Source organism: Crystallibacter permensis, from assembly GCF_025960875.1.
GTDB classification, from domain to species: domain Bacteria; phylum Actinomycetota; class Actinomycetes; order Actinomycetales; family Micrococcaceae; genus Crystallibacter; species Crystallibacter permensis.
Map to the genome: position 1 here is coordinate 56039 of NZ_JAODLR010000020.1, position 21481 is coordinate 77519.

General features: G+C 67.6%; 20 protein-coding genes. 13 read left to right on the top strand and 7 right to left on the bottom strand.

Annotated features, from left to right (window positions below; all coding sequences use genetic code 11):
• Positions 1 to 48: 48 nt before the first annotated feature.
• The gene (locus B0G38_RS18595; RefSeq protein ID WP_264670824.1) at positions 49 to 1257 is read right to left on the bottom strand and encodes an MFS transporter; all 1209 of its coding nucleotides are present in this window, start codon (positions 1255 to 1257) and stop codon (positions 49 to 51) included.
• 158 nt (positions 1258 to 1415) lie between these two features.
• Here B0G38_RS18595 and B0G38_RS18600 point away from each other — a divergent pair, with 158 nt between their 5' ends.
• The gene (locus tag B0G38_RS18600) at positions 1416 to 1856 is read left to right on the top strand and encodes a helix-turn-helix transcriptional regulator (protein WP_264670805.1); all 441 of its coding nucleotides are present in this window, start codon (positions 1416 to 1418) and stop codon (positions 1854 to 1856) included.
• 9 nt (positions 1857 to 1865) lie between these two features.
• Positions 1866 to 2270: a VOC family protein gene (locus tag B0G38_RS18605; RefSeq protein ID WP_264670806.1), complete on the top strand. Its 405-nt coding sequence runs from the start codon at positions 1866 to 1868 to the stop codon at positions 2268 to 2270.
• A 68-nt stretch (positions 2271 to 2338) separates the two neighbouring features.
• Here B0G38_RS18605 and B0G38_RS18610 read toward each other — a convergent pair whose 3' ends face one another.
• A complete protein-coding gene (locus B0G38_RS18610; RefSeq protein ID WP_264670807.1) occupies positions 2339 to 3172 on the bottom strand; it encodes an SDR family NAD(P)-dependent oxidoreductase in 834 nt (277 codons plus the stop codon).
• A gap of 128 nt (positions 3173 to 3300) precedes the next feature.
• Here B0G38_RS18610 and B0G38_RS18615 point away from each other — a divergent pair, with 128 nt between their 5' ends.
• The 4 genes from B0G38_RS18615 (at position 3301) to B0G38_RS18630 (ending at position 8326) form a co-directional block, all read left to right on the top strand.
• Positions 3301 to 4257 (top strand): PfkB family carbohydrate kinase, encoded by a 957-nt coding sequence (locus tag B0G38_RS18615; protein ID WP_264670808.1) that lies wholly within the window; start codon positions 3301 to 3303, stop codon positions 4255 to 4257.
• 9 nt (positions 4258 to 4266) lie between these two features.
• Complete coding sequence (locus tag B0G38_RS18620; protein ID WP_264670809.1) at positions 4267 to 6630, top strand: glycoside hydrolase family 65 protein; 2364 nt, start codon at positions 4267 to 4269, stop codon at positions 6628 to 6630.
• 56 nt (positions 6631 to 6686) lie between these two features.
• Positions 6687 to 7568 carry a DNA-formamidopyrimidine glycosylase family protein gene (locus B0G38_RS18625; protein WP_264670810.1) on the top strand — a complete coding sequence of 294 codons (882 nt, stop codon included), beginning with the start codon at positions 6687 to 6689 and terminating at the stop codon, positions 7566 to 7568.
• 86 nt (positions 7569 to 7654) lie between these two features.
• Positions 7655 to 8326 carry a DNA alkylation repair protein gene (locus tag B0G38_RS18630; protein ID WP_264670811.1) on the top strand — a complete coding sequence of 224 codons (672 nt, stop codon included), beginning with the start codon at positions 7655 to 7657 and terminating at the stop codon, positions 8324 to 8326.
• A gap of 39 nt (positions 8327 to 8365) precedes the next feature.
• On the opposite strand, the gene B0G38_RS18635 is transcribed toward B0G38_RS18630, so the two are convergent.
• Positions 8366 to 9358 (bottom strand): LacI family DNA-binding transcriptional regulator, encoded by a 993-nt coding sequence (locus B0G38_RS18635; protein WP_264670825.1) that lies wholly within the window; start codon positions 9356 to 9358, stop codon positions 8366 to 8368.
• Positions 9359 to 9566: 208 nt separating this feature from the next.
• Here B0G38_RS18635 and uriH point away from each other — a divergent pair, with 208 nt between their 5' ends.
• Genes uriH through B0G38_RS18650 form a run of 3 tightly spaced genes read left to right on the top strand, consistent with a single transcriptional unit; the run spans position 9567 to position 12987 of the window.
• A complete protein-coding gene (uriH, locus tag B0G38_RS18640; protein ID WP_264670812.1) occupies positions 9567 to 10610 on the top strand; it encodes a uridine-preferring nucleoside hydrolase UriH in 1044 nt (347 codons plus the stop codon).
• Positions 10607 to 12031 (top strand): uridine transporter UriT, encoded by a 1425-nt coding sequence (gene uriT, locus B0G38_RS18645; RefSeq protein WP_264670813.1) that lies wholly within the window; start codon positions 10607 to 10609, stop codon positions 12029 to 12031. The genes uriH and uriT overlap by 4 nt, the downstream gene beginning before the upstream one ends.
• A complete protein-coding gene (locus tag B0G38_RS18650) occupies positions 12028 to 12987 on the top strand; it encodes a ribokinase (RefSeq protein WP_264670814.1) in 960 nt (319 codons plus the stop codon). The genes uriT and B0G38_RS18650 overlap by 4 nt, the downstream gene beginning before the upstream one ends.
• 93 nt (positions 12988 to 13080) lie before the next feature.
• Here the strand turns inward: B0G38_RS18650 and B0G38_RS18655 are convergent, their stop codons facing one another.
• From B0G38_RS18655 to B0G38_RS18670, 4 genes are read right to left on the bottom strand one after another with little or no spacing between them, the layout of a single operon-like run.
• Positions 13081 to 13557 (bottom strand): ribose-5-phosphate isomerase, encoded by a 477-nt coding sequence (locus B0G38_RS18655; RefSeq protein ID WP_264670815.1) that lies wholly within the window; start codon positions 13555 to 13557, stop codon positions 13081 to 13083.
• Between the two features lie 8 nt (positions 13558 to 13565).
• On the bottom strand, positions 13566 to 15320 hold the full coding sequence (locus B0G38_RS18660; RefSeq protein WP_264670816.1) for a dihydroxyacetone kinase family protein: 1755 nt from the start codon (positions 15318 to 15320) through the stop codon (positions 13566 to 13568).
• Positions 15321 to 15371: 51 nt separating this feature from the next.
• Entirely contained in the window at positions 15372 to 16145 is a 774-nt protein-coding gene (locus B0G38_RS18665) for an SDR family NAD(P)-dependent oxidoreductase (protein ID WP_264670817.1), read from the bottom strand.
• A gap of 29 nt (positions 16146 to 16174) precedes the next feature.
• A complete protein-coding gene (locus tag B0G38_RS18670) occupies positions 16175 to 17002 on the bottom strand; it encodes a sugar phosphate isomerase/epimerase family protein (protein ID WP_264670818.1) in 828 nt (275 codons plus the stop codon).
• A gap of 250 nt (positions 17003 to 17252) precedes the next feature.
• Between B0G38_RS18670 and B0G38_RS18675 the strand changes: the two genes are divergently transcribed.
• The 4 genes from B0G38_RS18675 to B0G38_RS18690 all read left to right on the top strand — a co-directional run bounded on the left by B0G38_RS18675 (position 17253) and on the right by B0G38_RS18690 (position 21276).
• Complete coding sequence (locus tag B0G38_RS18675) at positions 17253 to 18593, top strand: MFS transporter (RefSeq protein WP_264670819.1); 1341 nt, start codon at positions 17253 to 17255, stop codon at positions 18591 to 18593.
• 39 nt (positions 18594 to 18632) lie between these two features.
• Complete coding sequence (locus tag B0G38_RS18680) at positions 18633 to 19517, top strand: transketolase (protein WP_413542091.1); 885 nt, start codon at positions 18633 to 18635, stop codon at positions 19515 to 19517.
• A gap of 47 nt (positions 19518 to 19564) precedes the next feature.
• Positions 19565 to 20521, top strand: coding sequence for a transketolase family protein (locus B0G38_RS18685; RefSeq protein WP_264670827.1), 957 nt, complete (start codon positions 19565 to 19567; stop codon positions 20519 to 20521).
• A 95-nt stretch (positions 20522 to 20616) separates the two neighbouring features.
• Complete coding sequence (locus B0G38_RS18690; protein ID WP_264670820.1) at positions 20617 to 21276, top strand: GntR family transcriptional regulator; 660 nt, start codon at positions 20617 to 20619, stop codon at positions 21274 to 21276.
• The last annotated feature ends 205 nt before the right edge of the window (positions 21277 to 21481 follow it).

A 21481-nucleotide genomic window follows, 5' to 3' on the forward strand; every position in this document is an offset into this window, starting at 1 on the left:
CCTTCGCGGACACGTCCGGCATCAGGATTTATTAGCGCCGTCTTCCACTTAACGCCGTTCGGATAGCCTTACGGCCAGCAGCCCGCCGACGGCGAAGGCCAGGGTCGCGGCGAGGACCAGGAGCAGCGGTGCAGACCAGCCGCCTGTCACCGAGTTGAGCCACCCGGCCAGGGGCGGCGCACAGGTGGCCGCCAGGTACCCGCCGGACTGGATGCGGGCGGAGGCTGAGGCCGCCTCTTTGTCGCTATGGGCGATCCGCGGGATGAGGGAAAAGATCGCGGTGAAGCCGCCGCCCTGGGCAATGCCGCCGATGATCGACCAGAGTACATAGGCCTCCGGCGCGATGAGCAGTCCGATCGGCAGCGTGATCCAGCAGAGCCCGATCACCGCGACCGGAATCCACGAACGGGCCCGCGCGGCCAGCAGCGGCACGCCGAACGCGCCCGCGATGGCGGCAACTTGGAACAGGGAGGCCGTGGCGCCTGACGCCGCGAGGCCCAGTCCCCGTGTCTCGGACAGCAACAGGGGCAGCCACGCGGTGGTGGCATAGTAGGCGGCGGACTGACCGCAGAACGCCAGGATCAGCAGGCCGACAATCCGCCGGTTGTGGTTCCCAGCCATCGCTGCCCCTGGGCCATCCGAAGCGGGTTCCGCCGTCGTTCGCTTGGTTTGGGTCCCCGCGGGCGCGGACTTCGCGGCGGCTGCTCGGGTGCCAAGCTGCCGCCGTCCCCACACCAGCCAGTAGGCCAAGCCTGCGGCGATGACCACGCCCCAGGATGCGATCGCCCACCGCCAGCCGAAGAGTGCCGCGAGCGGCGCGGTGCCCAGCAGGGTGGCCATCGAGCCGACGTTCATCGCGGCCGAGTATGCGCCGGTGACCGTGGAGACGTGCCGCCATGACACGTCGCGCCGGATGATGACCGGCACCACGATATTGCCGAGCGTCATGGCGATGCCGATGAGCGCGGTCCCTGCCAGTACGACGACGGCGGGGCCGGCCGAGCGGATGATCGTGCCGGCGAGTACACCGGCCAGGCACAGGACTACCGTTGCCTCCGGGCCGAAGCGGCGGATGGTGCGGGTGGCCAGCGGGGTGGCCAGGGCGAAGAGCAGCACCGGAAGTCCGGTGAGCAGGCCGGCGCCGATGGCGTTGAGGCCGGTGCCGGCCTGGATCTCGCCGATCACCGCCGTCGGGGCGATGATCGGGGCGCGCAGGTTCAGGGCCAGGACCACAATCCCGGTGATCACCCAGGGCAGGGCGGGGCGGGCGGCTGATGGGCGGTGCGTAGGAGTCTCCTTGGCGTTGGTGGGGCGTCGGCGCCGCGGGCGGAGCTGTCCGGGTCCAACAAAACCATATGCCACGCGGGACCACCGAACGTCTTCCCTGCAACTGCAGGTGGCGCTAGCCTCAAGTTGTGACCCCTGATGAACTGGCCAACCTGGCCCATCTGCGCGGCGCGCGGGACCTGATCGACCGGGACTACGCGCGGCCGCTCGATGTGCCGACGATGGCGGCCAGGGCGCTGATGTCGTCCGCCCATTTTTCCCGCCGGTTCAAGGCCGCGTACGGCGAGACGCCCTACAACTACCTGATGACCCGGCGGATCGAGCGGGCCATGGCGTTGCTGCGCTCCGGCATGAGCGTCACCGACACGTGCATGACGGTGGGGTGTACGTCGCTGGGGTCATTCAGCACGCGCTTCACCGAAATGGTGGGGGAGACTCCGAGCGCTTATCGGGGCCGGGAGCATGATGCGATGGAGGCGATGCCGCAGTGCATCGCCAAACTGCTGACCCGGCCGCCGCGGTTCGGATCGAGCAGGATTGAAGAAGCGGCAACTTCAGCGCGGACGTAGCTTGGCTACATGACTATTTCACTGCAGTACTGCCAAATCACCGTCAACGATCCCGAAGAATCCCTCCCGTTCTACCGCGACGGACTGGGAATGGAAGTCCGGAACGATGTGTCCGGCAACGGTTTCCGCTGGGTCACCCTCGGCAGCGCCGAGGAGCCCGCCGCCGAGCTTGTGCTGTCCGCGCCGCACGCCGGCCGCTCGCAGGCCGACGGCGACATCCTCCAGGAACTGCTGGTCAAGGGCGTCCTGCCGATCATCGTGTTCCGCACCGACGACCTGGACGCCGCCTTCGAGAAGCTGGTGGCTGCCGGGGGCGAAGTCCTGCAGGAGCCGATGGAGCAGCAGTGGGGGCCACGCGACTGCGCGTTCCGGGACCCCTCCGGCAACACCGTGCGGATCACGCAGAACGCCTAAGCTTCCCCTTTCCGGAACCGGCGGCCGTCCACACAAGGTGGGCGGCCGCCGTCGTACGTGGCGCAAGGTCAGGCGGGGAGGCCGAGCATCTGCGCGCTTGCTTCCCAGTGCCGGCGGACGAGGCTGTCATCGGCGGCCTGCGGATTGGTGCGGCTGATGCGGCGGCGGTCGCTGTAGTAGCGGCCGGATTCCCAGTCGATGCCGGGCGTGCCGGTGCAGAAGTAGGCGAGGTTGGCGCCGCCTTGCTCGGGCGAGATGAGGAAGCGGCTGAGCGCGGTCCGGTAGACATGGCGGAGGTAGCTGGTGGTATCCGCGGCGAAGTTGGTGGCGACGTTTCCGGGATGGAATGCCACCGCGGAGAGGCCCTGTGCGCCGTAGCGCTGATGCAGGCCGCGGGTGAAGAGGATGTTGGCGAGCTTGCTGTTGCCGTAGGCCTTGTTCGGCGTGAAACCGTTCCAGGTGTTCAGGTCGTCGATGTTGATCCGGCCGAAGAGCTTGGCCGCGACGCTTGAGGTGTTGACGATGCTGGCGCGGCTGTCGAGCAGGACTTCGAGGAGCTCGTGCGTGAGCAGGAACGGCGCCAGGTGGTTGACCTGGAACGTCTTCTCGAACCCGTCGCCGGTGCGTTCGGGGCCGGCGAAGAGACCTCCCGCGTTGTTGGCCAGGACATCGATGCGCGGGTAGCTGGCCTTCAGGGTCTTGGCGAGGGTGCGGACCTGGTGGAGGTCCTGGAAGTCGGCGGTGAACCAGTCGGCGGCCAGCGGCTTGGCCACGCGTTCGGTCTTCTCCGGTGATCGCCCGACGAGGACTACCCTGTCGCCTTGGGCATGGAGGATTTGGGCGGCGGCCGCTCCGATGCCGTCGCTCGCGCCGGTGATGACGATGGTCTTCGGTGCGGTCATGCGCGCGTTCTCCTTGGCAGAGGTGGCAGAAGTGGCAGGGACTCTCCCCTTAACCGTAAAGCCAAGCACCGCCGTCGTAATTCGGGGCAGAATGAAGCCAGTAGCCGGAACCCGACCAGGAGGCGCAAGTGGAGGATAGCGAACGCAAGGTAGTCGTGGTGGGACAGGTGGCGCGGGACCTCGTGCTGTCCATCGACGAGGTGCCGGACGAGGGCGGCTCGGCCACGGTCCGCGAGCGGCAGGAGATGCTGGGCGGCAAGGGGGCGAACCAGGGCGTTGCCTGCAGGCAGCTCGGTGCGCGCGTGGAACTGATCGGCGTTGTCGGGGATGACGCCGCAGGGCGGGAAGTGCTTGAGCAGGCCGCGGACGACGGGATTGGGATGGCGGGTGTGGTGCGGCGCGCGGGCGCGCGGACTCCACTGCTGCTGGACCTCGTCGGGCCGCCGGGTGTCCGACGGCTGGTCGAGGACGTCGATGACCAGGTGCTGCTTCGCCCCGATGACGTGGAGGCGTGCCGGGAGTCGCTGCGTTCCGCCGACGCTGTCCTGGTCCAGCTCCAGCAACCGGGCCCCGCAGTGGCCGCCGCGCTCGACGCGTGCGCGGAGGACGCCCTGGTGGTCGCCGATGGCGCGCCGGCAGATGAGGAGACCCGCCGGCGGGTGCTGGCGCGAGCGGATGTGGTGCGGGCCGACTCCGCCGAAATCCAGGCGCTTGTCGGCTGGAAACCCGATGGCGCGGAGGAAGTGGTCCGGGCGGCGCAGGAGCTTCTCGGCCAGGGCCCGCGCGTTGTCGCCCTGTCCGTTTCCGGCGGCGGAGGCGACGTTGTGGCCTGGCCGGCGGGACACGTGGTCCTGCCGCTGTTGGGTGAGGAAGCCGTGGATCCGACCGGCGGCGGCGACTCCTTCGTTGCGGCGCTGGCTATGGCGCTGCTGGCCGGAGAAACACCCGAGCTTGCCGCATGGTGGGCCGCCGTGGCGGCGGCGGACGTTGTACGAAGGCCTGGCGGCCGTCCGGAGCTTGACGCGGACCGGCTGCGTACCGAGGCGCGCCGTGCCTACGAGGAAGCTGCAGCCACGACGGGATAGCGTAGTTCTGTGGCTATCCGAACCTTCACAACGCATCCCTGGCAGGTCAGCGAAACCTCCCTCGATCCGGAATCCCTCGGAGTGGCGGAGTCCGTCTTCGCCCTGGCGAACGGCTACGTAGGATTCCGCGGAACTTTGGACGAAGGGCAGCCCAGCGCGTCGCGGGGAGTGTTCCTGGCCGGCGTCTACGAATACCACCCGCTGTCCTATCCCGAAGGCGGCTATGGGCACCCCGAGTACGGCCAGACCATGATCGGAGTGGCCGACGGGACCGTGATCCGGCTCCTGGTCGACGGCGTGCCGTTGGATGTGCGGGAGGCGTCCGAGGGGAAGCACGAACGGGTGCTAGACCTACGGGACGGCACGGTGCGACGCGAATTCGAGTGGCGCACCCCGAGCGGCGCCCGGATGCGGTTGGTTTCCACCCGCCTGGTGTCGCTGTCCCACCGCTCGGCGATGGCCATCCGCTATGAGGTGCAGGCCGTGGACCAGCCGGTGAAAGTTGCGATCCGCTCGGAACTCACGGTCAACGGCACGCCGCCGCCGGTGGACAACAGCGATCCCCGGGTAGACCAGGCATTGCGCCGCCCTTTCGAGCCCTGCCTGCGCGGCTCGCACGGAACCGGAGGCCACCTGGTGCACCGCACGCGGGGGAGCGGAACCTGTGTGGCCGCCGCCGTCGAGCATGAACTTGTCCTGCCGGAAGGCGCTGACGTGCACACCACCGATAGCGCGGACCAGATTGCCACGAGCGTCGTGGCCGAGCTGTCGCCGGGCGGAAGCGTCGGATTCGTGAAGTATGTCAGCCATGCCTGGTCGCGGGAGGATCCCGCCGCGGACCTGCGTGACCAGGCTGCGGCGGCACTCGATAGTGCGCGGCAGCTGGGCTGGGAGGGGCTGCTGGCAGAGCAGCGGCGCGTCCTCGATGACTATTGGGATGCCGCGGACGTGGAGCTTGACGGGGATCCGGAACTCCAGCACGCCCTGCGCTTCGACCTGTTCCAACTGCTGCAGGCCTCCGCGTGCGTCAACCACGCGCCGGTGGGCGCCAAGGGCCTGACCGGGTACGGCTACAGCGGGCACACGTTCTGGGACATCGACGGCTTCCTGATCCCTTCCATGGCCCTGCTGCGGCCCCAGGACGCAGTGCGGATGCTCCGCTGGCGGTCATCCGGGCTGGACCAGGCACGTGAGCGGGCGCAGGTTCTGGGACTCGAAGGCGCCTCCTTCCCGTGGCGGACTATCGACGGCGGGGAAGCCTCCGCCTACTGGCCCGCCAGTACCGCCGCGGCGCATATCAACGCCGACGTCGCCCGGGCCTTCACGTTCTGGACGGATGCCACGGGCGGAAACCTCGACGACGTCGGTGGACTGGACGTTCTCGTGGAAACCGCGCGTGTCTGGGCGCGGATGCTGCACCGCGACCACGAGGGACGCTGCCATCTGTATGGCATGACAGGTCCGGACGAGTACACCGGCGTCGTGGACGACAACGTCTTCACCAACCTCATGGCCGCGCGGAACCTGCGCTGGGCAGCCGACGCGTGCGACGACGACCCGGCGGCGGCGCAACGGCTCCAGGTAACGACGGCGGAGCTGGGGAACTGGCGGGAGGCTGCGGACTCGATGTACGTCCCGTACGACGACGTCCTCGGGGTGCATCCGGCGAACGAGGGGTTCACCACCTACCGCGAATGGGAGTTCGAGGACCGGCAGGACGCCTACCCGGTGCAGAACCATGCGCACTACGCGAAGATCTATCGGCGCCAGGTGATCAAGCAGGCAGACCTGGAGCTGGCCCTGTGGTGGTGTTCCGACGCCTTCACGCCGGAGGAAACGGCCCGGAACCTGGACTACTACGAGGCCCGCACCGTCCGCGACTCCTCCCTGTCAGCCGCAGCCCAGGCCGTGGTCTGCGCTCGCGCCGGGCACCTTGATTTGGCGCTCGCCTACCTGCGTGAGGCAGCCTTGGTGGACCTGCGCGATCTGCAGCAGGACAGCGAGCAGGGGCTGCATCTCGCGTCGCTGGCCGGAGCGTGGTTGGCCCTGGTCTGCGGTCTGGGCGGGCTGCAGCTCGAAGGCGGTGTCCTCCAGTTGGCCCCGCGGCTGCCCGAGCGGCTTGGGCGCATCGCCTTCCGCTTCCAGTGGCGGGGACACCGCCTGGGTGTGGAGACCACCGCCGCGGGCACGGTCGTCCGGCTGTTCGACGAACTCCCCGCGACACCTGGTTTTGAGACGGAGATCGTTGTGTCGATCGACGGCAAGGACTACAACGTGGCACCCGGACAGCCCGCGGTAGCTCCGCTTTGTACGCCGGATCCGCTGCTTCCGACGCCGACCCAGCCGGTGGGGCGGGCACCGGACGGGATGTAGACATCGGAACGCAAAGGCAAGCACCGCCGTCGTAATTCCTGCAATAAGGTTGGTGCATGCCCGAGATGCCCGAAGTGCAGGGACTCGTTGACTTCCTGCGGCTGAAACTCCTTCCGCCTGGCGCCGCGCCGGCCACGATCGCCCAAGTGGAGGTGCTTTCCTTCTCGGTGCTGAAAACCGCGGACGTCCCGCTGGACGCGTTGGGCGCCGAGCCGCTGTCCGGCGTCGAGCGCCGCGGTAAGTTCATAGTCCTTTCAGCTGGTGGCGTGCACTTGGTGATGCATTTGGCGAAGGCGGGGTGGCTCCGCTGGTCCGACACACTGAAACCGGGGCCGCTGCGGCCGGGCAAGGGGCCCATGGCGCTGCGCGTGCGGTTCGCGGCCGAGGGTGAGGAGAAGCCGGGGCTCGACCTGACGGAAGCCGGCACGAAGAAGTCGCTGGCTGTCTACGTGGTCAAGGATCCCCTCGACGTGCCCGGTATCGCGCGGCTGGGGCCGGACGCGCTCGATGTCGACTATGCGGCTTTCGCGGAGATCGTCACCTCGCATCGTGGCCAGATCAAGGGTCTGCTGCGGGACCAGTCGGCGATCGCCGGCATCGGCAACGCGTACAGCGACGAGATCCTGCACGCAGCGCACCTGTCACCGTTCGCCAACGCCGCCAAGCTTGATCCCGACGAGGTGACGAGGCTGTTCGAGGCCATGCACGCCGTGCTGGCGCACGCGATTGCCAGCGCTTCGGGCCGCCCCGCGGTCGAGCTGAAGGACTCGAAACGGAAAGCGATGCAGGTGCACGCCCGCACCGGCGAAGCCTGTCCGGTGTGCGGGGACACCATCCGGGAGGTGTCCTTCGCGGATTCCTCGCTGCAGTACTGTCCAACCTGCCAGACTGGAGGGAAGCTGCTGGCGGACCGAAGGACGTCGAAGTTCCTCAAATAAGCCACGGTCTCCGCGTCGTCCCGGCGCAGGCGCTCATCGCCGTAGCCGTAGGCTGGATCAAACACGTGAGTAAGCGGGAGGGTGGAATGTCTGAGACGACAGTGGCCGAGGTGATGGCCGAGCTGGCCGCGCTGGAGGATCCGAAGATGCGCGAGGCGAACGAGAAGCGCGGCGACGACCACGGCGTGAACCTCAGCAAGCTTCGGGCGGTCGCGAAGCGGCTGAAGACGCAGCAGGACCTCGCCCGCGAGCTCTGGGCGACGGACAACACCGCGGCGCGGCTGCTGGCCCTGCTGATCTGCCGGCCCAAAGCCTTCGAGCAGGACGAGCTGGACGCCATGCTGCGCGAGTCGCGGGCACCCAAGGTGCACGACTGGCTGGTGAACTACGTGGTCAAGAAGAGCCCGCACGCCGAGGAATTACGGGTGAAGTGGACCGCGGATGCGGATCCGGTGGTCGCCAGTGCTGGCTGGGCGCTGACCACCGAGCGGGTGGCGAAGAAGCCCGAGGGGCTCGACCTCGCGGGGCTGCTCGACACCATCGAAGCCGAGATGAAGGACGCGCCGGACCGCCTGCAGTGGGCCATGAATCATACGCTGGCGCAGATCGGGATAGAGCACGCCGAGCACCGTGCCCGGGCGCTCGATATCGGCGAACGCCTGGAAGTACTCAAGGACTACCCGACGCCGCCGAACTGCACCTCGCCGTTTGCGCCGAGCTGGATCAACGAGATGGTGCGCCGGCAGGCCAGCGCCTGAGGTGACTGACGCCGACAAGCCGGGTGCCGCCGTCGTTAGTCAGCTGGCGGTGGACCGCGCGGTGGAGCCGCGCACGATCAGTGAGCTCTCCAGGGTGAGCTGGGGCTGCTCGAGGTCGCGGCCTTCGATCAGGCCCCGCAGCTGTTCGCCGGCCTTGAGGCCCAGGCGGGCCGCGGGCAAGTGGACGCTGGTGAGGCCGGGGTTGCTGGTGGCGGAGTAGGGCAGGTCGTCGAAACCGGCGACGGCGAGCTCGTCCGGGATCCGCACGCCGGCCACGCGGGCTTCCTGCAGCACGCCGTACGCGTGGGTGTCGGTTGCGCAGACGACGGCGGTGACGCCGGCCTGCTGCCACTGCGGCCACGCGGCGGCAAACGCCTCGGCCGACGCCCCGACGTCGATCGTGGTGCTGATTCGGTGCGCCGGATCCACGGTCATCCCGCGCTCGGCGGCCTCCTCCAGGAACGCCGTCCGGCGGATGGCGAACGTGGCCGTGCCGGTCACGCTGTCCAGATAGGCCACGCGCTGGTGTCCGGCAGCGGCCAGATGCGCCGCGAGTTCGCGCGCGCCGTGGGCGACGTCGAGGTTGACCGACGGGGCGTAGGCTTCCAAGCCGGGCGCGTCGAGCAGCACCATGGGGCCGGTGGTGGAGAGGTCTTCGAGGAACGCGGCATCGGGGGCGTCCACCAGCAGGCCGGCCGGGCGCAGGGCGAGGATCCGGCGGATGTCGTCGGCGCGCGGGAACTCACCGGCCTCGGTGACGGAGAGCAGCAGCTGGAAGTCCGCGCCGAGCGACTCGCGGACGCCGGCGATGACCTTGGCGAAGAACGGGTTGGAAATGTCCGGCGCCACCAGGACCACGATGGAGCTGACGCCTCTCGCCAGGGAACTGCCCACGCTGTCCACCACATAGCCGAGTTCGGCGATGGCTTGCCGGACCCGGGAGATGTTGTCCTCGGAGACCCGGCCGCGCGTCTTGCCGTTGGCCACCAGGGAAACCGTCGCAGTGGAGACGCCGGCGCGTGCCGCCACCATCGCCGCGGTCACCCGCCGAGCGGGAGACAGCGACTGCTTGGGAGGGGGCGCAGAATCCATGAGCCCATGATAAGCACGCCCACACACCACAAGGCATCAAGCGCTTGACGTCACTCACGTCAAGCGTTTGACGTTACTGGAGGAGAGGTGTCACACTTCCTGTGACTGAATCCCGCCGCGGCGGGCCCCGATGACGTGGAGAGAAAACATGGACGCCACTTCCGTGACCCCTGGACCGAAGAAGATCATCCTGGACTGCGATCCGGGGCACGACGACGCCGTGGCGCTGCTCCTTGCGCATGGCAACCCGGAGATCGAGCTGCTCGCCGTGACGACCGTCGTCGGCAACCAGACGCTGGCGAAGGTCACCAAGAACGCCCTGGCCGTGGGCACCATCGCCGGCATCACCGGTGTCCCGTTCGCCGCCGGCTGCGACCGCCCGCTGGTGCGCACCATCGAAACCGCGCCGGACATCCACGGCGAGTCCGGCATGGACGGCCCCGCGCAGCCTGAATCAAACATCGAGCTGGACCCGCGCCACGCCGTCGATCTCATCATCGACACGGTCATGGCGCACGAACCCGGCACCGTGACCCTGGTCCCGACCGGCGGCCTCACCAACATCGCGATGGCAGCCCGCAAGGAGCCGCGCATCGTGGAGCGCGTCAAGGAGGTTGTCCTGATGGGCGGCGGCTACCACGTGGGCAACTGGTCCGCCGTGGCCGAATTCAACATCATCATCGACCCCGAGGCCGCGCACATCGTCTTCAACGAGAAGTGGCCCGTGGTCATGGTGGGGCTGGACCTCACGCACCAGGCGCTCGCCACCCCCGAGGTTGTCGCGCAGATCGAAACCGTCGGCACCGGCCCGGCCCGTTTTGTCCGCGAGCTGATGGACTTCTTCGCGCAGACCTACAAGGACGCGCAGGGCTTCGACTACCCGCCGGTCCACGATCCGTGCGCCGTCGCGTACGTCATCGACCCCACCGTCATGACCACCCGCAAGGTCCCGGTGGACATCGAGCTGCAGGGCAAACTGACCCTGGGCATGACGGTCGCCGACTTCCGCGCCCCCGCACCGGCGGACTGCCACACCTCCGTGGCCGTGGAGCTGGACCGCACCAAGTTCTGGAACCTGGTCACCGAAGCGCTGGTCCGGATCGGCGAGGTAGACCTCGGCACAGCCAACACCAGTACGACGGCGGCACCCGCCTGCGTAGCCCCCGTCACCACCGGGATGGCAGCGAAATGAGCGCCGTTCTCGAAGAAACCAAGACCTCCCGCGGCGGAACCACCGCCCTGATGGTCGCCCTGCTGACGGCCTGCGTGGCCTTCCAGCTCAACGCCTCCATGCTCAGCCCTGCCCTGGTCACCATGGGCGAGGAACTGCAGACCGACCAGGCCGCGATCGGCCTCTCCCAGACCTGGTTCTTCACCACCGCCGCCCTGTTCTCCCTGTTCCTGCCCCGGCTCAGCGACATCGTCGGCCGGAAGCGCATCCTCGTCGGCATGATGCTGCTGACCGCCGCAGGCTCCGTGATCGCGGCGCTGGCCCCGGACGTCACCTGGCTCTTCGTGGGCAGGATCATCCAGGGTGTCAGCGGCCCCACCGTGCCGCTGTGCCTGATAATGCTGCGCACCGCCGTGCCTAATCTGCGCACCTACGGCACGCTGATGGGCGTCATCCTCGCGGTCAACGGCGGCGTGGCCGGCGTCGATTCCTTCCTCGGCGGTTACATGGCCGAGCACTACGGCTTCCGCAGCATCTTCTGGTTCATGGTGGTCCTCGGCGTGATCGCCGCGGTCCTCGTCGCCGTCCTGACCCCCGAGAGCAAGCCGCAGGCCGGAACCCGGATGGACTGGACCGGCGTCGTCTTCATCGTTGTCGCCGTCGGCGCCCTGCTGACCGCCCTGAACGAGGCCGCCAAGCTGGTCGGTGCGTTCTCCGTGGGCACGCTGATCCTCTCGCTGGTGCTGATTGCCGTGGCCGCCGCCGCGTTCGCCGGCTTCTGGGCCACCGAAAAGCGCGCGAAAGAACCGATGGTCGAGATTGTCCACTTGCGCCAGCGCTCCACTTGGGCCCCGCTGCTGACCACGGTCCTGACCATGACCGGTATCTTCGCCGTCATCAACGGGATTGTCCCGGCCTACGTGCAGGCCGCCGCCCCCGGCTTCGGCATCGGCCCCACCGAAACCGCGCTGCTCATCCTGACTCCCTACGCGCTGCTGGGCTGGGTCTTCGGCCCCATCAGCGGCCGCCTGGCCCCGGTGCTGGGCTACACCAACGTGCTGCGCATCGGCATGATCGGCAGCATCGTGTCCCTGCTCATCATCGTGCTGTTCGGCCTGGACAGCCTGCCGCTGATGGTCGCTGGCACCGCGCTTCTCGGCATCATGTACGCCGGCACCGCGAACATCATGCTCAACGGACTCGGCGTAGTGCTCTCGCCCCCGGGCAACCCCGGCTTCCTGCCCGGCATGAACGCCGGCGCCTTCAACCTCGGCGCCGGGCTGAGCTTCCTGGTGCTGCCGGCGGTGCTCGTGGGCACCTCGGCCCTGAGCGACCGCGCCTCCTACCTCACGGTGGTGGTAGTCGGCCTGGTCATCACAGTCGCGGCCTTCGCGGCCTCGCTGCTGATCCCCAAGCCCGTCGACGCCGAGGTGGAAAAGTGAACCCGCAGGCCGGACGCATCGTCGTCGTTGGTTCGCTGAACGCGGACCTGACCATCTACACCGAGCGGCTGCCCAACCCGGGTGAAACCCTGCACGGCGAAGGCTTCGCCGTGAATCCGGGCGGCAAGAGCGCCAACCAGGCGGTGGCCGCGGGCCGGCTGGGCGGCAATGTCGCCCTGATCGGGGCCGTGGGCGAGGACTCCAACGGGGACATGCTGCTGGCCTCCGTGGCCGGGGCCGGCGTGGACGTTTCCCGCGTGCGGCGTACGGCCGATGCGGAGACCGGCGTCGCCGTCATCACCGTGGATGCCGCGGGGGAGAACAGTATCGTCATCTCCGCCGGCGCCAACGGCACGGTGGGTCCGGCGGACGTGGCCGCCGCCAAGGATGTTTTCGACGGTGCCGCCGTGGTCTGCCTCTGCCTCGAGGTCGGACTGGATGCCGTGGAGGCGGCGGCAAAAGCAGGGCACGACGCCGGCGCAACAGTGCTGCTCAACCTCTCGCCTTTCGCGCCGATACCGCAGAGCCTGGCCGAGGCCAGCGACGTGCTGCTGGTGAACGCCCACGAGGCTTCGCAGTTCTTGGATGGAGCAGAGATGCCCGGCGCCGCTGCGAATGCCGCCGCTTGGGAGCAGGTGCGGCTGAAGTTCGCCGACCACGGGCTGGACCGCGCCGTGGTCACGCTGAGCGCCCATGGCTCCGTGGTGCTGGACTCTTCCGCCGAGGAGGGGCGCCGGATCACCCGGATCACCCCCACCAAGGTCAACGCCGTGGACACCACCGGTGCCGGTGACGCCTTCACCGGCGCACTCGCGGCGCGGCTTGCGGCGGGGGAGACCTTGGCCGAGGCTGCCGCCTTCGCCTCGGTCGCAGCTGCCCTCGCCGCGACCAAGAAGGGAACCCAAGCCGCCTATCCGCGACTGGAAGACGTGGCGTGCCTGCAGTCCCGCGGCTGACATTGCCGGTCCGACGCCTGACCCTGCCGGTCCGACGCCTGACCCTGCCGGTCCCACGCCTGACATCCAAAGGCCCCGGCCTGAAGTAAGACCTCAGCCGCGGGCGGCCGCACCCTCGAACTCTGCCAGCACCTGGACCTTGGCGGCGGAGGCCGAGGTCGGGTCGAAGGTGTAGCCGATCCATTCCTTGGCCAGCCGCCGTGCCAGCTCCAGCCCGATGACCCGCTGGCCCATGGTCAGGATCTGGCAGGCGTTCGAAAGGACGGAACGCTCCACCGAGAACGAGTCATGGGCGGTGGCGGCGCGAATCCCCTCGACCTTGTTGGCGGAGATGGCCACACCGAGGCCGGTGCCGCAGAAGAGGATAGCGCGGTCGGCCAGGCCGTCGCGGATCATCTCGCCCGCGGCGATGCCGATGTACGGGTACGCCTTGGTGAAGTCTTCATCGGCGCGGTTGACACCGATGTCGACGACCTTGCCCACCCTCGGGTCCTGCCGCAGGTCCGCCAGAACCTGGTCCTTATAGTCGACGCCGGCTTCGTCCGAGCCGAGAATCACTCGCAGTGTCATGGTTTTCCTTAGCTGGCTGTGGAATGAGCAGTTGATGGCGCGGGTGCAGTAAAACGGCGTACGACGGCGGCGCTCACCATGGCGAGCGAGGTGGCACCCGGATCCGGGGTACCGATGCTTTTTTCGGCCAGCGGCCGGGCCCGGCCCTTCCGCGGTGATAAGGCAGCAGTCGCTTCGGCCGCCCCGGCCGCGGCGCGGCAGGCCTGCTCCCAAGCGGAGAACGCACCGGTGCCGCGTGCAGCCGCTTCCGTCAGGGTCCGGTGGAAGGGCAGGAGGGCATCCACCATGGTCTTGTCGCCCGGTTCCGCCTTGCCGAGCGTGAGGATGCGGTCGGTGAAGGATTGCACCGCGGTCACGAGTACTGCGGAGGAAGGGACCGAAGTATCGCCAATCGTCTCGCCGAAGGCGCGGAGTCCGGCGCCCCAAAGCACGCCGGAGGTGCCGCCGGCCTTCGCCGCCCAGGCATCTCCCGCAGCGGCGAGCACAGTTCCGGCGCCCGCACCATTGTCTGCCGCCAAAACCGCGGCGTTGAACGCGGCATCGATCCCGCGGACCATGCCCCGCCCGTGATCGCCATCGCCTGCCACGGCGTCCATATCACCCAGCCGGGTTTCAGCCTCGTGCAGGGTCAGCCGGGCAGTTTCCAAAGCCGCAACGCAATGCTGCGCAAACTCCCGGGATTCGGTCGTGGAGTCCGGAACCACGGTGCGCAACGGTTCTGCGGATTCGGCAGGATCGTCAGCGTCGGTACCGTCCACGGCGGCGGAAAGTGCGCCGCGGCGGTAGGCCGGTGTTTCGGCCGGAGCGGCCCACAGCAGCTCAAGCTCTTCATCCAGCCAGGTGACGGTGAGCGAGACCCCTGCCATGTCCAGTGACGTGACCAGCTCGCCCACCTCCGGAAGCACCAGCGTGCAACCGGCCTCGCGCAGCTGCGCGGCGACGGTACGCCAGAGGACAAAGAGCTCCTCGTGCTTGGTGGATCCCAAGCCGTTGAGGATGACGGCGATCCGGTTCCCGCCGCCGTCGGGCTTCTCGGCAAGGACCCGTGCCACAAGTTCATGTCCGAGGTCGACGGCGGAAGGCATTGCGGTATCCAACAGGCCGGGCTCGCCATGGATGCCCAGTCCGAGTCCCATCTGCCGGTCCGGGATGGCGAACAGCGGGGCGGCCGCGCCGGGGAAGGTGCAGCCGGCGAAGGCGGTGCCGATGGTGCGGGTCAGGCTGTTGGCCTTGCGGCCCAGCCGGACCACGTCGTCGAACGGAGCGCCGGCTTCTGCGGCCGCGCCCATGATCTTGAAAACCGTGAAGTCGCCGGCGATACCGCGGCGCTTGTCCGTTTCGGAGGGGACCGCCGAGGCAATGTCATCCGTGACCACAACGTTGGCGACCGGGATGCCCTCGGCCGCCAGTCTTTCGCTGGCGAGTCCGAAGTTCATCACGTCCCCGGCATAGTTGCCGTAGGTAAAAACCACGCCGGCGCCGGACGTTGCGGCCCGGGCCACCGAATACGCCTGCTGCGCCGATGGCGAGGTGAAAATGTTCCCCACCACGGCGCCGTCGGCAAAGCCGCGGCCCACCAGACCTGCGAAGGCGGGGTAATGGCCGGAGCCGCCGCCGGCAATGACGGCGACCTTCGGCTGGGCGGGACGGCGACGGCGGACAACTCCGCCGTCGACCTGGCGGACCAGGTCGGCGTGGAGATCGCAGAAGCCTTGCAGCGCCTCGTCGGCGAAGACAGCCGGGTCATTGAAGATTCTGGTCATGATGGTTTCCTCAGGGCGGGACGGATGGAGCTGGGGCCGGCGCTATGCGGCCTAGTACATGTGGCTTCCGCCGTTGATGTCGAAGGTGGAGCCGGTCAGGTAGGAGGCGTCCTCACTGGAGAGGAAGGTGATGACCGCGGCGACTTCCTCGGTGCTGCCGGTGCGGCCCAGCGGGATGTCCCGGGCGATCGCGGCTTCCAGTTCGGGGGTGGTGCCGACGCGGATGTTGGTGTCCACGGCCCCGGGGGTAACGGCGTTGATGGTCACGCCGCTGTCGCCGAGCTCCCGGGCCAGGGCCTTGGTGAAGCCGAGGATGGCCGCCTTGGCCGAGGAGTAGGGGACCTTGCCGAAGACGCCGCCGCCGCGTTGGGCGGAGACGGAGGACATGTTCACAATCCGGCCCCACTTGTTCTCCAGCATTCCGGGGAGGAAAGCCCTGGTGACCAGGTAAGTGCCGGTGGCGTTGACAGCCATGACCTTGTTCCACAGATCCAGGCTGGTCTCCAGGAACGGAACGGGGGAGGTGATGCCGGCGATGTTGGCCAACGCGCCCACCGCGGGCAGATTGCCTGCGCGGACTTCCGCCTCCACCGCGGCCTGCGCTGCGGCTACCGAATCTTCGCTGGTCACGTCGATCTCGTGGCCGAAGGAAGGCACGTTGAGCTCGTTGCCGATCTCGCGGGCCACCTTGGCGGATTTTTCGCCGTCGAGGTCCAGAACGACGACGGCCCAGCCTAGGCGGGCGTAGCGGCGCGCGGTGGCCATGCCGATGCCGCGGTCCGAGGTGGCTCCGGTAATGACGGCGGTGCGCTGGATGGTGGTCATGATGTCTCCTTGGGTGCTGTGATGCAGGGTTAGATGAGGTTGGTGATGGCTGCCGCGGCGCGGGCTGCGGCGGCAGGGCGTTGATCGTTGGTGACGTCGCGGGTCTCGAGTTCAAGTGAAAAGTGGCCGGTGTAGCCCTTGTCCGCCAGCGCCTTCAGCCCGGCGGCGAAGTCCGCCTGGCCGTTGCCGATGCTCAGGTTGATGTCCCCGGGCACCGCATCGCGCAGATGGACGTGGGCGATCCGCTCATGGAAGCGGTTGATGAAGTCTTCCGGGCTGCCGCCGGACGCGACGATATGGCTGAAGTCCATGACCAGCCCCACGCCACTGCCCACCAGCCGGTCGGTCAGCTGCTGCGCGCGCTCGGTATTGAAGCAGAGCCGGAACAAGTGCAGGGATTCAGTCCAAATTTCGACGCCGGTGCCTGCCGCCCGTACGGCGGCTGCGGTAAGTTCCGCCGCCACCAGGTCCAGGTCATCGTCAAGGGTGCCTACGGGTTCATGATCGAGCGCACCGCAGGGCAGTACCAGGGCCTGTGCCGCGGTCTGCTCGGCGAGGGAGAGCAGCATGTCCAGGTGCCGCGTCCGCTCCACCCGCGCCTGGGGACTGAGCGGCCGGTTGAGGTCGCCGACGTCGCCGTTGATCGAGCGAACCTGCAGGCCAGATTCCGCCGCGGCCTTGGCGACGGCAGCAACCGCCGGCTCGTCGAGAATGTAGGGCACGTGGTCGCAGACTGCGGGGAGCGCACCGAGGTCAATCTCCGTGAACCCGAGCCCGGCGATGGTCTCCAGCGCAGCCGGCAGATCCAAATGCCGGAAGCTGATGGTGGAGCAGCCTAAACGGGGATGGAACGTCATTCTTGGTCCCTTGCGAAAGTCGGAACGCCTCTAAGGGCCGGCGGCCAATGCATCCGCGCCTTGTGAGAAGTTGTGATGCGAACCACGCTAAAGGAGTTGACTGTCAACAGTCAACCTTTGAATAAAGTTTGTGTTGACTGTTGACATCGTTGAGTGGCGCGACTCACACTGGTTGGCATATCCTGTTGACTGTCAACAGTGCCGGAAGCGGACTCCCCCCGCTTCCGGCATCGCTTCGAAAGGTAATTCCATGGGCAACGAAGCTCTGACAATGCGCGGACCCGTTCACGGCACCAAAGACGCCAAACGCGTCGCCATCGGCTCAGGTGTCGGTGCGGTCATCGAGACCTACGACTTCATCGGCTTCGGCACCGCCGCGGCCCTCTACTTCGGCACGGCGTTCTTCCCCGGCGCGGATCCGCTGACCGGAACACTGGCGGCCTTCGCCACCCTGGGCGTGGGTTTCGCGGCCCGTCCGCTCGGCGGTATCGTCGGCGGCCACCTCGGTGACAAGGTCGGACGCAAACCGGTCCTGGTCGCCTCGCTGATCCTGATGGGCCTGGCCACCTTCGCCATCGGCCTGCTGCCCACCTACGAGCAGGTCGGGCTGCTTGCGCCGGCCTTGCTGGTTTTCGTGCGCATCATCCAGGGTTTGGCGTTCGGTGCCGAGTGGGGCGGAGCCATCCTGATGAGCTACGAACACGCCCCGTGGAAACAGAAGGGCAAGTACACGGGCATTGTCCAGGCCGGTTTCCCGGTCGGTCTGCTACTGGCCAACCTGGTCTTCCTCTTCAGCGTCCAGTTGGGCAACGAATGGGCCTGGCGCGTGCCGTTCCTGGCCAGCATTGTGCTGGTAGCTGTCGGATTGATTATCCGATCCAAGGTTCCGGAGTCCCCGGTGTTCGACGACGTCAAGGAACACGGCGAGATCGTCAAGTCCCCGATCGTCGAAGTTATCCGTACCGACTGGCGGACCATTCTCCGGGGCATTGCCCTGCGGATCGCCGAGACGGCCGGTTATGCCGTCTCCATCACCTACATGATTTCCTACCTGCACACCGCGGAACTGGCTAACAATACCGAGACCTTGACTGCCCTCTGCATCGCGTCCGGCATCGGAATCTTCGCCACCATGGCGTGGGGACGCCTCACCGATAAGATCGGCCGGCGCCCGCTCTACATCTTCTCCTGCGCCTTCGCTGTCCTGTTCGGTATCCCGATGTTCCTGATGGTCAATACCGGCATGTTCCTGTTCGTCATCGCCACGATTGTGCTCTCCTACGCTGTCTGCCAGAACTCCCTGGCCGGCGCCCAGGGAGCGTGGTTCCCGGAGCTGTTCCAGGCCAAGACCCGCGCCTCCGGTGCCTCGCTGGCTTACCAGATCTCCGCCATGGTCTCCGGCTTCACCCCGTTCATCACCACGCTGCTGTTCATTGCCCTGGGCTGGATGGGTCCGGCACTGCTGTTCAGCGCGTATGGCGCCATCGGCCTCTGGGCCGCGCTGATTACCAGGGAGACCTGGGGCAAGCGGGAACGCCAATTGGCGGACGAGGCCGAAGCTACTGCCAGTCCGGCCAAAGTAAGCATCTGATCTTTTCGCCGTCGTACTTTTTCACCTAAGGAATCCACGTTGACACTGACAACCAGCATCCACAGTCCGGAGACCACCGGGTCCCGGCGGGAACGGGCCGAGGCCGCCGCCTACCGGATCCGGCACTACGCCCTGAACATGGGGGAGGTGCAGGGCCAGGGCTACGTAGGCCAGGCCCTGGGCGCCGCCGACATGTTCGCCGCGGTGTACGCGGATCAGCTGCGCCACCGCCCCGAGGACCCGGAGTGGGAGGGCCGTGACCGGTTCCTGCTCTCCACCGGGCACTACGCCATCGGCCACTACGCTGCGCTGGCCGAAGCCGGGATCGTTCCGGTCGAGGAACTGGACACTTACGGATCGGACGATTCGCGGCTGCCGATGTCCGGCATGTCCACCTACACACCCGGTATGGAGATCTCCGGCGGATCGCTCGGACACGGCCTGACGATCGCCGTCGGTACGGCCTTGGGGCTGCGCTATCAGGGGTCCGAAGCGCGCGTGTTCAACTTCCTTTCCGACGGCGAACTGGACGAAGGCTCAACCTGGGAGGCCGCGATGGGCGCGTCCCACCACCAGCTGGGCAACCTGACGGCGATGGTGGACATCAACGCGCTGCAGGCGGACGGCAAAACCGACAGCGTGCTGCGCACCGAGCCGGTGGCGGACAAGTGGGCTGCCTGCGGCTGGTTTGTGCAGCGGGTGGACGGCAATGACATGGGCGCCCTGCTGGCGGCTTTCGACGCGGCGGCCGCCCAAGCGGGGCCCGAGGGCAAGCCCTCGGTCATCCTGTGCGACACCAAGGTTGGCCGCGGCGTGCCGCTGTTGGAGAACCGCGAAAAGGCACACTTTATGCGCATCGAGGAACACGAATGGCAGCTTTGCCGCGAGCAGCTGACCGCCGGGTACGAAGGAGAAACCAAGTGAGTACCACCGCCGCAACCCCCGCCAAGCCGCGGTTGAAGACCTCGGCGATGATCGCCTCCTTCGCCGATCCAGGGCAGAAGACCGCGCCCGCCCCGTTCGGCCACGCGCTGGTGAAGGCCGCGCAGGAGAATGAGAAGATTGTCGGTCTGACCGCGGATCTGGGCAAGTACACGGACATGCACATCTTTGCCCAGGCCTATCCGGAACGGTTCTTCCAGATGGGCATGGCCGAGCAGCTGCTCTTCGGCGCCGCGGCCGGCATGGCCCAGACCGGGCTGGTCCCGTTCGCGTCCACCTATTCAGTATTCGCCGCGCGCAGGGCCTACGACTTCCTCTGCCTGGATGCGGCCGAACCGAACCTGAACGTGAACATCGTGGGCGGCCTGCCCGGCCTGACCACCGGCTATGGCCCCTCGCACCAGGCCACCGAGGACATGGCGATCTTCCGCGGTATGCCCAACCTGACCATCGTGGACCCATGCGACTCCGTGGACATCGAGCAGGCCGTGCCGCAGCTGGCCGCCGGCGAGGGCCCCACCTACCTGCGCCTGCTGCGCGGGAACGTGCCCACCGTGCTGGATGAGTACGGCTACACCTTCGAACTGGGCAAGGCCAAGGTCCTGCGCGGCGGCGCCGACGTCGTTTTTGTTTCCAGCGGGCTGATGACCATGCGCGCGCTGCAGGCCGCGAAGGACCTGGCCGCGCACAACGTGGACGTTGCCGTGGTGCATACCCCGACCATCAAACCGTTCGACGCCGAAACCGTTCTGGCCGAGGTCAATACCGACCGGCTGGTGGTGACACTGGAGAACCACACCGTCATCGGCGGACTGTTCGAAACCGTTGCGGCCGAGGTGGTCAAGGCGGGACTGGGCAAGCGGATTGTCCCCGTTGCTCTGCCGGACGAGTTCCTGCACGCGGGCGCCCTGCCCACCCTGCACGAGCGCTACGGACTCTCCGTGGACCGCATCATTGCCACGGTTCTCCGCGAACTTGAGGTGTGATGAGTGCGGTGAGCCCCGGGGCGGCCGTAAGATCGACTGTTAACAGAACAACTGTCAACAGTCGTTCCCGGCCACCCCTGAGGAAGTTGAACACCATGGCTGCAGAATCGATGTCGCTGCTCGGGCTGGAAAAAACCAGCCTCCGGCAGCAGGCCCTGGCCGCACTGCGCCGTGCCATCACCACCGGTGAGCTGGCTCCGGGCACGCATCTGGTGGAGACCGAGTTGTCGGAGACGCTGCAGATCAGCCGCGGCACCCTCCGCGAGGCGATGCGGGAGCTGCAGCAGGAAGGCCTGATCTCCGCCGGGGCGCGCGGGCGGCTCTCGGTCCGCCACCTGGACGCCAAGGAGATCCGCGACATCTTCTCGGTCCGCGCCGCACTCGAGTCCCTGGCCGCGCGCGAGCTCTGTGCGCTGGAGGACCGCGCCAGCGTCATCAAGGAACTCCGCGCAGCCATCGACGAAATGGCCGAGGCTGCCGAAGACGGGCTGGAGGGGCGGATCGAAGCGGACCTGAACTTCCACCGGACCATGTGCCGGCTCACGGGCAACGAAACGCTGCTGCACTCCTGGCGCTCTCTGGAGGGCAACATCCGCATGTCCATCATGTTCGCCGGCCTGGAACGCGCCGTACGCAACATGGACGTCAAGCGGCACAGCGACATCGTCGACGCCCTCGAAACCGGGGATGCAACGAGGGCCACCGAGACGATTGGCGCACACATGGAAGGCGCAGCCAGCGTCCTGGTGGGCTAGTCCCGCCACAGCTCTTTCCAACGCGCGACGCCGGCCGTTCAGTTCCGTACTTACGGATCTGAACGGCCGGCGTCTTTTTGCGCTAGGTGAAAGGGGCGCCCTGGCCTAAGCCGAAGTTACGTCTGTCTGAGACGCCGGAATCCCCGTGTTTGCGGGGATTCCGGCGTTATTCGTAGGTGGTTTTCTGGCTACTTGGCCCAGGTGG